The sequence below is a fragment of the Gemmobacter caeruleus genome (genome assembly GCF_008271655.1).
Classification (GTDB): Bacteria; Pseudomonadota; Alphaproteobacteria; order Rhodobacterales; family Rhodobacteraceae; genus Gemmobacter; species Gemmobacter caeruleus.
Window position 1 is genome coordinate 182,920 of sequence record NZ_VKKX01000011.1, and the last position, 12,460, is coordinate 195,379.

The following is a 12,460-nucleotide window of genomic DNA, read 5'->3' on the forward strand; positions in this document are numbered from 1 at the left end:
CCGTCTGGCGGGGCCCTTTGCCATTGTGGAAGGGCATGATGACCGACAATCTGCGCGGCAGCCTGTTCATGGTTCTGGCCATGCTCGGCTTTGCCATCGAGGACATGCTGCTCAAGCGGGTGGCGGCGGCGGGGATGCCGGTCGGGCAGGTGCTGATCCTGTTCGGCGGGGGTGGCTGTCTGGCCTTTGCCGCGCTGACGCGGATGCAGGGTCAACGCATCTGGCATCCGGCGGTGGTGCAGCCGCGCATGCTGCTCAAGGCCGGGTTCGAGGTGATGGGGCGGCTGTTCTACACGCTGGCCATCGCCTTTACGCCGCTGTCCAGTGCCTCGGCCATCTTGCAGGCGACGCCGCTGGTGGTGGTGGCCGGCGCGGCGCTGATCTTTGGCGAAAGGGTGGGCTGGCGGCGCTGGTCGGCGATCCTGATCGGGCTGGCCGGGGTGCTGGTGATCCTGCGCCCGGGGCTGGAGGGGTTCAGCGCGCTGTCGCTACTGGCGGTGGCGGGGCTGATCGGCTTTGCCGGGCGCGATCTGGCGACCCGGGCGGCGCCGCGTGTGCTGTCGAATTTCCAGCTGGGCATCTATGGATTTCTGGCCATGGTGCCGACCGGGGCTGCGCTGCTGATGTGGCAGGGCGGGGCGGTGCGGCCGGACGGGATGATGGCCTTGCAACTGGGCCTGGCCGTGGCGGTCGGGGTCTTTGCCTATTGGGCGCTGACCGTTGCCATGCGCACGGGCGAGGTGAGCGTGGTCACCCCCTTCCGCTACACGAGGCTGGTCTTCGCGCTGATCCTTGGCGCGCTGGTTTTTGCCGAACGCCCCGATGCCGCGACGCTGATCGGGTCGGCCATCGTGGTGGCGGCCGGGGTCTATACCTTGCTGCGGTCACGCAAGGTCAACGGATGACCAGCGGCGCCGCACCCCCGGCCATCGCCTGACCGATCACCGCCGCCTCGGCAAAGCCGTGGCGGGCAAAGATCGCCATGACCTCGGGCAGGGTCTCGGGCGCGCAGGCCACCAGCAGACCGCCGCTCGTTTGCGGGTCGGTCAGCAGGGCGCGGGCCTCGGGGGCAAAGCCCTCGGGCAGGGCCACCTCGGCGCCGTAGCTGGCCCAGTTGCGCCCCGAGGCGCCGGTCACATGGCCCGCCCGCGCCAGATCCAGCACGCCGGGCAGGGCGGGGATGGCGTCCCAGTCCAGTTGCAGGCTCAGCCCCGCGCCGCGCGCCATTTCCAGCGCATGCCCGGCAAGGCCAAAGCCGGTGACATCGGTCATCGCATGCACCCCCGGCAAGGCCGCCAGATCGGGGCCGGGGGTATTGAGCCGCGTGGTGGTGGCGATCATCCGGTCATAGCCTTCGGCCGTCAGCGCGCCCTTTTTCAGCGCGGCGGACATCAGCCCCACGCCCAGCGGCTTGCCCAGCACCAGCAGATCGCCCGGCCGCGCATCGGCATTGCGCTTCAGATGCGCCGGGTCCAGCAGCCCAAGCGCCACCAGCCCGTAGATCGGTTCGACCGAATCGATGGTATGGCCGCCCGCAATCGGAATGCCGGCCGCGCGGCAGGCGGTGGCGCCCCCTTCCAGAATGCGGCCGATCGTGTCCACCGACAGCGTATTGATCGGCATCCCCACCAGGGCCAGCGCCATGATCGGCTGGCCGCCCATGGCATAGACATCCGAAATCGCATTTGTCGCGGCGATCTGGCCGAAATGGCCGGGATCGTCCACGATTGGCATGAAGAAATCGGTGGTGGCGACCAGGGCCTGCCGGTCGTTCAGCCGGTAAACCGCCGCGTCATCGGCGGTTTCGATGCCCACCAGCAGTGCCTCGGGGATCGGCAGCGCCGCCGTGCCGCGCAGGATGCCCGACAGTACGCCCGGCGCAATCTTGCAGCCGCAGCCGCCGCCATGCGACAGCGAGGTGAGACGCGGTTCAGTCTGGGTCATGGTGGGTTCCTGTCAGGGGCATGTCGCGCAGGGTGGCGGCCAGCCGGTCGGCCAGCGCGGCCAGATGCGGCGGGGTCAGGTCATCGGTGTCGAATGTGGTGGCCGGCGCGGTGGTCCGGGCGCGGTGCCGGGAATAGCGCGGATCGTAATGCGCGGTGATCAGCGCCTCGGCCAGCGGCACGAAGGCGCCGGTGGCGGCCATGGCCTGCCATTCCTCGATCCGGCTGGCGGCATGCAAAGGGCGCAAGAGGTCGATCGTGGCGACCAGCCGCGCGGGATCGGCGGTCAGATCGGCATAGGTGCGCGCCAGATAGGTGGCGCGGGCCGCGACGGGGGCGCGGATCTCCAGCCGCGGTGCCGCCACCATGGCGCGCCAGAGCCGGGGCGGCAGGCGGCACTGGCCGACCTTGGCGCTTTCGGCCTCGATCACCACGGGGCGCCTGGGGTCAAGCCCGGCCAGCGCCAGCGCCAGCCGCCCCTCAAAGCCGCGTTGCCCGGGCTGCGCGCCCCTCTGGCCGAACAGCGACCCGCGATGATGGGCCAGCCCCTCCAGGTCGATCACCTGCACGCCGCGCGCGGCCAACAGGCCCAGAAGCTCGGTCTTGGCCGTGCCGGTATTGCCGTCCAGCAATACGACCGGCGCCGGCAGCGGATCGTCATACAGCGCCTTCACCACCAGCCCGCGCCAGGCCTTGTAGCCACCGGCCAGCGTTTCGACCCGCCAGCCGATCTGCGACAGGATCGTCGCGAAAGACCCCGATCTTTGCCCGCCGCGCCAGCAATAGACCAGCGGCCGCCAGCCGCCCGGCTTGTCGGCCAGCGGCCCCTGCAAATGCCGCGCGACATTCTGCGCCACCAGCGCGCCACCGATCTTGCGGGCCGAGAACGGCGAGACCTGCTTGTAGATCGTGCCCACCCGGGCGCGTTCGGCATCGTCCAGCACCGGCAGGCTGATCGCGCCGGGCAGGTGGTCTTCGGCATATTCGGCGGGGGCGCGGGCGTCGATGATGTCATCGAAGCCCTGCGCGGCAAGATCGGTCAACTGGTGCAACGTGATGGCCATCTGCAAGGCTTAGCCCGACGACCCGCGGCCGGAAAGGGGCTTTACGCCCGGTCGGCGCCCGAGGTCTGGTCGATGCGCACCTGGCGCAGCGCCTCGACCAGCAGCGCGGTCAGCAGGCCGAAGCTGAGAAAGCCATTCGCCGCCGCCATGCCCCCCAGCAGCCGCCATTCCAGCGGAAGCAGCAGATCGCCAAAGCCCAGGGTGGTAAAGGTGACCAGCGCGAAATAGACCGATTGTTCCAGCGTGGCAAAGACCCCCAGCAGGTGAAAGGCAAAGGCCCAGAGCCAGACCCCGACGGTGATCGTGCCCAGCACCCAGAGCAGGACCGCTGCGATGACCAGCAGCAGCTTGGGCCGGTGTGGCGGCGCGCGCAGCCAGTCGCGCATCGAGGCAAGCGCAAGCTCCACCCCCATGGCCGAGGCGGCGCCGATCAGGATCGTGGTGGTCAGCAGGGCCGAGCCGAGGGCGATTTGCAGGAACATGCCGCCTTGTGCCATGCAGTGCGGCGCAGGAAAAGCACCCGATCTGGACTTTTCGCCGGACAGGCCCTATCTCTGCGCGACCATGGCCGAAAAATCCGACCCCAATTCCAGACTGATCGCCGAAAACCGCCGGGCGCGCTTTGATTATCATATCGAAAGCGACCTTGAGGCGGGGGTCATGCTGCTGGGATCCGAGGTCAAGTCGCTGCGGCAGGGCGGGTCCAATCTGGGCGAAAGCTATGCCAGCGTGGAGGGCGGGGAACTGTGGCTGATCAACAGCTATGTCGCCCCCTATCGCGAGGCAAAGACCTGGGGCCATGAGGAGCGGCGCAAGCGCAAGCTGCTGGTGTCCAAGCGGGAACTGGCGCGCCTGTGGAACGCCACCGCGCGCGAGGGCATGACCATCGTGCCGATGAAATGGTATTTCAACGAACGCGGCATCGTGAAGATCAAGCTGGGCGTGGCCAAGGGCAAGAAGCTGGCCGACAAGCGCGAGACCAGCGCGCAGCGCGACTGGGGCCGCCAGAAGCAGCGCCTGCTGAAACACGGCGCCCGGGAATAGGGCGCGCGGCGATTTTTCGTCGAAAAATCGCGACCCGGGCCCTGCCGTTCTGCCCATCCTGTTAGCGCCGGACATGACCTTGGCGCTTGTCTGGCCTTCCGCCTGTGGTAAAGCGGTTCCCGATCACAGGAGGAGCCGCCGATGACTTCCCCCCCCAAGGACGATCCGAAGACGCTGGTCTCGACCGACTGGCTGGCCGCCCATATGCGCGACCCCGATCTGCGCATTCTGGATGCGAGCTGGTATCTGCCCGCCATGAACCGCGACGCGAAGGCGGAATATGCCGCCGGGCATATCCCCGGCGCGCGGTTCTTCGATATCGACGAGATCAGCGACCAGCGGTCGGAACTGCCGCATATGGCGCCGCCGGTCGAGAAATTCATTGCCCGGATGCGCGCCATGGGTGTGGGCGACGGGCATCAGGTCGTGGTCTATGACGGGCAGGGCCTGTTCTCGGCGGCGCGGGTCTGGTGGACCTTCCGCCTGATGGGCAAGACCGATGTCGCTGTGCTGGATGGCGGTCTGCCGAAATGGAAGGCCGAGGGCCGCGATCTGGAAGACATGGCGCCGATCGTCCGCGACCGCCACATGACGGTCAGCCGGCAGGCCGGGCTGGTCAAGGACGTGACGCAGGTCGCGCATGCCTCCAAGCTGGGCCTGGCCGAGATCATCGACGCCCGCCCCGCCCCCCGCTTTCGCGGCGAGGCGGAGGAGCCGCGCCCCGGGCTGCGCGCCGGCCATATTCCCGGCTCGCGCAATGTGCCCTTTGGCGAGGTGCTGAACCCCGATGGCACGATGAAGGATCCGGCCGCCCTGCGCGCCGTGTTCGAGGCGGCGGGGGTCGATCTGGCCAAGCCCGCCATCACCACCTGCGGCTCGGGCGTCACCGCCGCCGTTCTGGCCCTGGCGCTGGAGCGGGTGGGCCACCGCAATTGGGCGCTCTATGACGGCTCCTGGGCCGAATGGGGCATGTATGAAGATCTGAAGGTCGCGAAAGGGTAAGGCGATGTTCGAGGCGTTGAAGGCGCAGCCGCAGGACAAGATCCTGCAACTCATCCAGATGTTCAAGGATGATCCCCGGTCGGACAAGATCGACCTGGGCGTGGGCGTCTACAAGGATGCGACCGGCCTGACCCCGGTGATGCGCGCGGTCAAGGCCGCCGAGAAAAAGGTCTGGGACACCCAGGACACCAAGACCTATACCGCGCTGACCGGCGAGCCGGGCTATAACAGCGCCATGCGCAAGCTGATCCTTGCGGGTGTGGTGGCGGAGGCGCGGCTGTCGTCGATCGCGACGCCGGGCGGCACCGGCGCGGTGCGTCTGGGCATTGATCTCGCCAAGATGGCCAATCCGGGCGCGACGGTCTGGGTGTCGAAACCCACCTGGGGCAATCATATCTCGATCATCAAGTTCGTGGGCCTGCCGGTTGCCGAATACCGTTACTTCGACGCGGCGGCGGGCGAGGTGGATTTCCCGGCGCTGCTGGAGGATCTGGGCCGCGTCAAGGCGGGCGATGTGGTGCTGCTGCATGGCTGCTGCCACAACCCGACCGGCGCCAACCTCACCATGGACCAGTGGCGCGAGGTGATCGCGCTGATGCAGGCCAAGGGTGCCTTCCCGATGGTCGATCTGGCCTATCAGGGCTTTGGCGACGGGCTGGATCAGGACGCGGAGGCCACGCGGCTGATCGCGACCTCGTTCCCCGAGGTGCTGATCGCGGCCTCCTGCTCCAAGAATTTCGGGGTGTATCGTGATCGTGCGGGGATCCTGATCTCCATCTCCGCTGATGCGGAACAGGCAAAGATCACCCAGGGCAACCTGAACTTCCTCAACCGCCAGACCTACAGCTTTCCGCCCGATCACGGCACGCGCACCGTGATGACGGTGCTGGAGGATGCGGCGTTGGAAGCTGACTGGAAGGCCGAACTGGAAGACACCCGCAACGGCATGCTGGGTCTGCGCAGCGCGCTGGCCGATGCGCTGCGGCAGGAAACCAATTCCGACCGTTTCGATTTCGTGGCGCGCCATCGCGGCATGTTCTCGTTGCTGGGCCTGACCGAGGCGCAGGTCACGCGCCTGCGCGACGAATTCGGCATCTACATGGTCAGCGATTCGCGGATCAACATCGCCGGTCTGAACAGCAAGACCGTGCCGATCCTGGCCCGCGCCGTGGCGGCGGTCCTGTAACCGGCGACATCATCGGATGCGGAAAGGGCGGGGCAACCCGCCCTTTTTCATGCCGTTGGTCAGGGCAGCACCTTGCCGGGGTTCATCAGGTTGTGCGGATCGAGCGCCGCCTTGATCTGGCGCATCACCGCCAGCGCGACCGGATCCTTGCGCCGTGCCATCGACGGCTTTTTCGACAGGCCGACGCCATGTTCGGCGCTGAAGGTGCCGCCCAGGCGCAGCACCTCTTCCTCCAGCGTCTCGACCATGCGGTCGGCCAGCGCGGCATCGGCGCGGGTGGGAAAGATGGTCAGGTGGATATTCCCGTCGCCCAGATGCGCCACGGCCAGCGTTTCCGCCCCCGGATCGAGCGCGGGCAGCCGCGCCTCGAACGCCGCCAGCAGCGGCGCCACGGCATCCAGCGGCAGGGCGATATCGGTGTCGATCAGCGGCTGGCGGGCAAAGGTGATCTCGGCCGCCAGTTCGCGGCGCTGCCACATGGCGCGGCGCTGCGCCTCGGTCTGGGCGATCTGCGCATCCAGCACGAGGCCGTCTTCCATCAGCGCGGCCAGCGTGTCTTGCAACAGCGTGGTCAGCGGCAGGCTGCCATCCGGCGCTGGCGTGCAATCGCGTGGCGCGGTGGCGCCCAGTTCGACCAGGATCGTGACCTCTGGGCGGGGCGAGAACGGCTCTGCCACATCCGGCCGCGCCTCGGACAGGCGGCGCATGTACGAGGCGGGCATGTATTCAAACGCCTCGACGAGCCCGCCTGTCGCCTCTTGCAGGCGGTTGAGCAGCACCAGCGCGTCAGGCAGGCTGCGCGCGGCCAGCGTGGCGGTGGCATGGGCGTGGGGGGCGGGCACCAGTTTCATCACGGCGGCGGTGATGATGCCCAGCGTGCCTTCGGCGCCGATGAACAGGTCTTTCAGGTCATAGCCCGAATTGTCCTTGTGCAGCGCGCCCATCAGGTTCAGCACCCGCCCGTCGGCCAGCACCACCTCCAGCCCCAGGCACAGCGCCCGGGTCGAGCCATAGCGCAGCACATTCGACCCTCCCGCATTGGTCGATAGCGCGCCGCCGATCATCGCCGATCCGCGCGCCCCGAACCAGAGCGGGAAATAAAGCCCCTGCGCCTCGGCCGCGTCATGCAGGGCCGACAGGATCACCCCGGCGCCGACCGTGGCGCTGCGCGTGGCGGGGTTGATCGCCTGGATCCGGTTCAGCCGTTCGACCGAGAGCAACAGCCCGCCTTGCGTGGCGCAGCCCCCCACAAGCCCGGTCCGACCCGAGGTAGGCACCACCGGCACGCCATGGCGCGCGGCGATGCGCACCGCCTCGGCCACCCCTGTGGTATCGGCGGGGCGGATCACCGCCAGCGGATCGGTCGGGTAATGCCCGGTCCAGTCAGATTGCCATGGCGCGCGGTCGGGGCCGGTCAGCACATGGGCCGCGCCCAGCAGGGCGACGAGTTCGGGCAGGATCGGGTGGGTCATGGCGCTCTCCTCGCCGCGATCCTGCGAGAAAGCGCGGCGGGATGCCAGAGCCGGTTGACGCTGGCGCGGCGAAAGCGCACAGTTAGCTGAAACGCTAAGTGACGGAGGCGACGATGAAGGTGGCCCTGTTTGCCCTGGCCCTGCTGGCCAGCCCGGTTTCCGCGCAGGAAATCGACCCCAACCCGCCCGCCGGGAATTACCGGCTTGAACTCGCGCATGGGCGGCTGACCTTCAAGGTCAACCATCTGGGCTTTTCCACCTATACCGCCTTTTTCCGCGACTTCGCGGCGGATCTGCGGTTCGACCCCGCGGCCCCCGCGCAGATGCAGGTCCGCGCCGTGGTGCAGGCCGGGTCGGTCGAGACGCTCTACCCGGACCCGGCGCTGGATTTCAACGCGGTGATCGCGGGGGCAGAGTTTCTGGACGCCGCGCAATTCCCCGAAATCACCTTTCAAAGCACGGCCATCGCGCTGACCGGCGACCGCAGGGCGGCGGTGACGGGCGATCTGACGCTGCATGGGGTGACGCGGCCGGTGACGCTGGATGTGACCTATAATGGCGGCTGGGCCGGGCATCCGATGGATCCGGGCGGGGCGCGGGTCGGCTTTTCCGCGACGGGCAGCCTGCGCCGGTCGGAATTCGGCATGGGCTTTGGCCTGCCCGCGCCGGGCAGCAGGCTGGGCGTGGGCGATGTGGTCAAGATCGAGATCGAGGCCGAATTCACCAATCCCGACGCGCCAAAGCCCTGACCGCTCAGGGCGCCTTCAGCAGGGCCTGCACGCGGGGGCCCAGATAGGCCACGATGCGCTTCACCCCTTCGGGGTTGGGGTGGATGCGGTCGGCCTGCATCAGCGGCGCTGTGGCGGCAGGGTCGCTGGTGCCAAGGCCGGCAAAGAAATTCGGCTCCATCATCACGCCATATTTCGCGGCAAGATCAGGAAAGATCGCGTCGAATTCGGCCTTCCAGTCAGGGCCGAAATTCGCCGGCCCCGGCAGGCCGATCAGCAGCACCGGCAATTGGCGTGCGGCGGCCTTTTGCAAGATCGCCTCCAGGCTGGCGCGGGTGGTGGCCGGATCCAGCCCGCGCAGCAGGTCATTGCCCCCCAGCGTCACGATCAGCGCGTCCGTCTCTGGTGTCAGCGACCAGTCGAGCCGCGCCAGCCCCCCGGCCGAGGTGTCGCCCGACACGCCCGCATTCACCACATGCGCCGGCACGCCCTGCGCATCGAGCCAGGCCTGAAGCTGTGGCACAAAGCCCTCGCCCTCGGCCAGGCCATAACCGGCGGTCAGGCTGTCGCCAAGCGCCACAATCTCGGGCAGTTCGGCCGAAACGGCGGCGCTGGCGACGGAAAGCGGGAAAATCAGCGTTATGAAGGCTTTGCCGAGGGCGCGCCGCGCCCCATATCCAAGGGCAACAAGACGACGAAAGGCATGAGGCATGGGTGAACCGATTCTGGCATTGGAAGCTGCGGAACTGACATTGGCGGGAAATGCCGGGCCGGTCGAGATTTTGAAGGGCATCTCACTCAGCGTTGAACGCGGGCAGACCGTGGGGCTGATCGGGCCGTCGGGGTCGGGCAAGTCATCGGCGCTGATGCTGATGGGCGGGCTGGAACGCGCGACAGGCGGGCGGGTCATGGCGCTTGGGCAGGATCTGGGTGCGCTGGACGAAGACGCGCTGGCCCGGTTTCGCCGCGCCAATATGGGGGTGGTGTTCCAGAGCTTTCACCTGATCCCCACCATGACCGCGCTGGAAAATGTGGCGGTGCCGCTGGAACTGGCCGGCGCCCGCGATGCCTTTGCGCGCGCCGAGGTCGAACTGCGCGCCGTGGGGCTGGGGCATCGGCTGGATCATTACCCGGCGCAGATGTCGGGGGGTGAACAGCAGCGCGTGGCGCTGGCCCGCGCCGCGGCACCCCGCCCGGCGATCCTGCTGGCGGATGAGCCGACGGGCAATCTGGATGGCGCCAATGGTGCGGCGATCATGGACATGCTGTTCGGGCTGCGCGACCGCCACGGGGCGACGCTGGTGCTGGTGACCCATGCGCCGGATCTGGCGGCGCGGTGTGACAGGGTGGTGCGGCTGGTGGATGGCCGGGTGGACGTGGCGCAGGTGGCGGCATGAACTGGGCACTGGCGGCGCGGCTCGCGCGGCGCGAGATGCGGGGCGGCCTGCGCGGCTTTCGCATCTTTCTGGCCTGTATCGCGCTTGGCGTGGCGGCGATTGCCGCCGTGGGCCAGGTGCGCGCGGCCATCGAGGCGGGGTTGACCGAACAGGGCGCGGTGCTGCTGGGCGGCGATGCGCAAATGGAATTCACCTATCGCTTCGCCGACGCGGCCGAGCGCGCCTATATGGACGAGATCGCCGACCGCGTGTCGGAGGTGGTGGATTTCCGCTCCATGGTCGTGGCGGGCGAGGATCGGGCGCTGACCCAGGTCACGGCGGTCGATGACCTTTATCCGCTGATGGGCGCGGTGGAGCTGGAGCCAGGCCTGCCGCTGGCGCAGGCGCTGGCGCCGCAGGGGGGGCTGCCCGGCGTGGTGCTGGACCGGGTGCTGATGGACCGGCTGGGCGTCGCGCCGGGCGACCGCGTGAAGCTGGGTTTGCAGGAATTCCGCATCGGCGCCGCGCTGATCCGCCAGCCTGACAGTGCGACCGGCGGCTTTGGGCTTGGCCCGCCGACGCTGGTGCTGACACGCGATCTGGCGCAATCGGGGCTGTTGGTGCCGGGGTCGCTGTTTGAAACCGAATACCGGATGGATCTGCCCGAAGGTGCCGATCTGAGCGCGCTGGAGGCCGCGGCCGAGGCGCGCTTTGCCGATGCGGGGATGCAGTGGCGTGACAGCCGCCGCGCAGCCCCGGGGGTGGAGCGGTTTGTGGACCGGCTGGGCGCCTTTCTGACGCTGGTGGGGCTTGCCGGGCTGGCCGTGGGCGGGGTCGGGGTTTCCAGTGCGGTGCATGCCTGGCTGGAGGGCAAGGTGCCGGTGATCGCCACGCTCAAGGTGCTGGGCGCGGAAAGCCGGCTGATCTTTCGGGTCTATCTGATCCAGGTTGCGGCGCTGGCGGGGCTGGGCGTGGCGCTCGGGTTGGTGCTGGCGGCGCTGGTGCCGGTGCTGGCCGGGCCGCTGATCGCGCAGGCGCTGCCCTTTCCGGTGGCCTTTGCGATCTATCCCCGCCCGATGGCCGAAGCCGCGTTCTATGGCGTGCTGACGGCGCTGGTCTTCACGCTCTGGCCGCTGGGCCAGGTGGAGCGGCTGCGCGCCGCCGCGCTTTATCGCGGGGCGGGGCGGCGGGGGGTGCCCAGGCCGGTGCGGCTGCTGGCCATTGCGGGGCTGGCGGTGGCGCTGGTGGGGGGCGCGGTGCTGCTGTCGGGGGCCTGGACGCTGGCGCTTGGCACGGCGGCGGGGGTGCTGGGGGCGCTGGCGGTGCTGGCGCTGGCGGCCTTTGGTCTGCGCCGTCTGGCGCGGCGGCTGGCGCGGGGCCTGCGCGGCGGGGTGCCGTTGCGCGCGGCGCTTGGCGCCATCGCGGCCGAACGCGGCGAGGCGGCCTCGGTCGTGCTGTCGCTGGGGCTGGGACTTTCGGTGCTGGCGGCGGTCGGGCAGATCGACGCCAATCTGCGCGCCGCCATCGACCGCGACCTGCCGACCCGGGCGCCGGCTTATTTCTTTGTCGATATCCAGCCTGACCAGATCGACCCCTTTCTGGATCGGGTGAAGGCCGATCCGGCGATCAGCCGGGTGGACAGCGCGCCGATGCTGCGCGCCGTGCTGAGCCGGATCAACGACCGCCCCGCCGCTGAGGTGGCCGGCGATCACTGGGTGGTGCGCGGCGACCGGGGCGTTTCCTATGCCGATGCACTGCCCGAAGGCACGCGGATCGTGGCGGGCGAATGGTGGCCTGCGGGCTGGCAGGGCGAGCCGCAGGTCAGCTTTTCCGCCGCCGAGGCCGAGGAGATCGGGCTGAAGCTGGGCGACAGCGTGACGTTGAATGTGCTGGGCCGCGACATCACCGCGCGCATCACCTCGCTGCGCGAGGTGGATTTCGCGACCGGCGGCATGGGGTTTGTCATGGTGCTGAACGCCGCCGCCCTGCAAGCCGCGCCGCATAGCCACATCGCCACGATCTATGCCCCGCCCGAGGCCGAGGCGCGCATCCTGCGCGATCTGGCCGGCACCTGGCCCAACATCACCGCGATCCGGGTGCGGGACGCCATCGACCGCGTGACCGAGGCCCTGGACGCCATCGCCACGGCGACCGCCTGGGCGGCGGCGGCGGTGCTGGCGACGGGGCTGGTGGTGCTGATCGGCGCGGCGGCGGCGGGCGAACGCTCGCGCATCTATGAGGCCGCGATCCTCAAGGTGCTGGGCGCGACGCGCGGCCAGATCCTTGGCAGTTTCGCGCTGCGTTCGGCGCTGATGGGCATGGCGGCAGGGGTGGTGGCCATCGCCGCCGGCGCGGCGGCGGGCTGGGCCGTCTTGGTCTGGGTGATGGAGAGCAGCTACCTGTTCGAGCCGCTTTCGGCCCTGGCCATCGTGGCGGGCGGCGGGCTGGCGACGCTGGCGGCGGGGCTGGCCTTTGCCTGGCGCCCGCTGCGCCTGCGCCCGGCCGGCGTGCTGCGCGACAGCGAATAGGCTGCGCCAGAAATGGAATGAAAATTCCACATACCCCCCCGGAGCGCGGCCTTCGGGGGGGTATTTCATGTGCCACGCGGCCTTCGCCCGGCAAGGGGCCACGAGAAACCCTCAGAT

At 69.0% G+C, this 12,460-nt stretch carries 12 protein-coding genes; 7 read left to right on the forward strand and 5 right to left on the reverse strand.

What is annotated here, in order from left to right:
• The first annotated feature begins 35 nt into the window (after positions 1-35).
• A complete protein-coding gene (locus tag FOA17_RS03245) occupies positions 36-905 on the forward strand; it encodes a DMT family transporter (protein WP_149140052.1) in 870 nt (289 codons plus the stop codon).
• Here FOA17_RS03245 and selD read toward each other — a convergent pair.
• Genes selD through FOA17_RS03260 form a run of 3 tightly spaced genes read right to left on the reverse strand, consistent with a single transcriptional unit; the run spans position 895 to position 3,489 of the window.
• On the reverse strand, positions 895-1,944 hold the full coding sequence (gene selD, locus FOA17_RS03250) for a selenide, water dikinase SelD (RefSeq protein ID WP_149140053.1): 1,050 nt from the start codon (positions 1,942-1,944) through the stop codon (positions 895-897). The two genes, FOA17_RS03245 and selD, sit on opposite strands and share 11 nt — an antisense overlap.
• Entirely contained in the window at positions 1,931-3,007 is a 1,077-nt protein-coding gene (mnmH, locus tag FOA17_RS03255; RefSeq protein WP_149140054.1) for a tRNA 2-selenouridine(34) synthase MnmH, read from the reverse strand. The genes selD and mnmH overlap by 14 nt, the downstream gene beginning before the upstream one ends.
• Positions 3,008-3,048: 41 nt before the next feature.
• The gene (locus tag FOA17_RS03260) at positions 3,049-3,489 is read right to left on the reverse strand and encodes an ion channel (protein ID WP_149140055.1); all 441 of its coding nucleotides are present in this window, start codon (positions 3,487-3,489) and stop codon (positions 3,049-3,051) included.
• Between the two features lie 82 nt (positions 3,490-3,571).
• On the opposite strand from FOA17_RS03260, the gene smpB reads away from it, so the two are divergent.
• From smpB to FOA17_RS03275, 3 genes are all read left to right on the forward strand, one after another.
• Positions 3,572-4,051, forward strand: a complete 480-nt coding sequence (smpB, locus tag FOA17_RS03265; RefSeq protein ID WP_149140056.1) for an SsrA-binding protein SmpB — start codon at positions 3,572-3,574, stop codon at positions 4,049-4,051.
• A gap of 141 nt (positions 4,052-4,192) precedes the next feature.
• The gene (sseA, locus tag FOA17_RS03270) at positions 4,193-5,053 is read left to right on the forward strand and encodes a 3-mercaptopyruvate sulfurtransferase (protein WP_149140057.1); all 861 of its coding nucleotides are present in this window, start codon (positions 4,193-4,195) and stop codon (positions 5,051-5,053) included.
• A gap of 4 nt (positions 5,054-5,057) precedes the next feature.
• Positions 5,058-6,239, forward strand: coding sequence for an amino acid aminotransferase (locus FOA17_RS03275; protein ID WP_149140058.1), 1,182 nt, complete (start codon positions 5,058-5,060; stop codon positions 6,237-6,239).
• A gap of 59 nt (positions 6,240-6,298) precedes the next feature.
• On the opposite strand, the gene FOA17_RS03280 is transcribed toward FOA17_RS03275, so the two are convergent.
• A complete protein-coding gene (locus FOA17_RS03280) occupies positions 6,299-7,711 on the reverse strand; it encodes an FAD-binding oxidoreductase (protein WP_149140059.1) in 1,413 nt (470 codons plus the stop codon).
• Positions 7,712-7,824: 113 nt separating this feature from the next.
• Between FOA17_RS03280 and FOA17_RS03285 the strand changes: the two genes are divergently transcribed.
• Positions 7,825-8,460, forward strand: a complete 636-nt coding sequence (locus FOA17_RS03285) for a YceI family protein (RefSeq protein ID WP_149140060.1) — start codon at positions 7,825-7,827, stop codon at positions 8,458-8,460.
• A gap of 4 nt (positions 8,461-8,464) precedes the next feature.
• Here the strand turns inward: FOA17_RS03285 and FOA17_RS03290 are convergent, their stop codons facing one another.
• Positions 8,465-9,151, reverse strand: a complete 687-nt coding sequence (locus FOA17_RS03290) for an arylesterase (protein WP_149140061.1) — start codon at positions 9,149-9,151, stop codon at positions 8,465-8,467.
• Here FOA17_RS03290 and FOA17_RS03295 point away from each other — a divergent pair.
• Positions 9,150-9,836 carry an ABC transporter ATP-binding protein gene (locus FOA17_RS03295; protein ID WP_149140062.1) on the forward strand — a complete coding sequence of 229 codons (687 nt, stop codon included), beginning with the start codon at positions 9,150-9,152 and terminating at the stop codon, positions 9,834-9,836. The two genes, FOA17_RS03290 and FOA17_RS03295, sit on opposite strands and share 2 nt — an antisense overlap.
• Complete coding sequence (locus FOA17_RS03300) at positions 9,833-12,343, forward strand: ABC transporter permease (RefSeq protein WP_149140063.1); 2,511 nt, start codon at positions 9,833-9,835, stop codon at positions 12,341-12,343. The genes FOA17_RS03295 and FOA17_RS03300 overlap by 4 nt, the downstream gene beginning before the upstream one ends.
• Positions 12,344-12,460 lie beyond the last annotated feature (117 nt).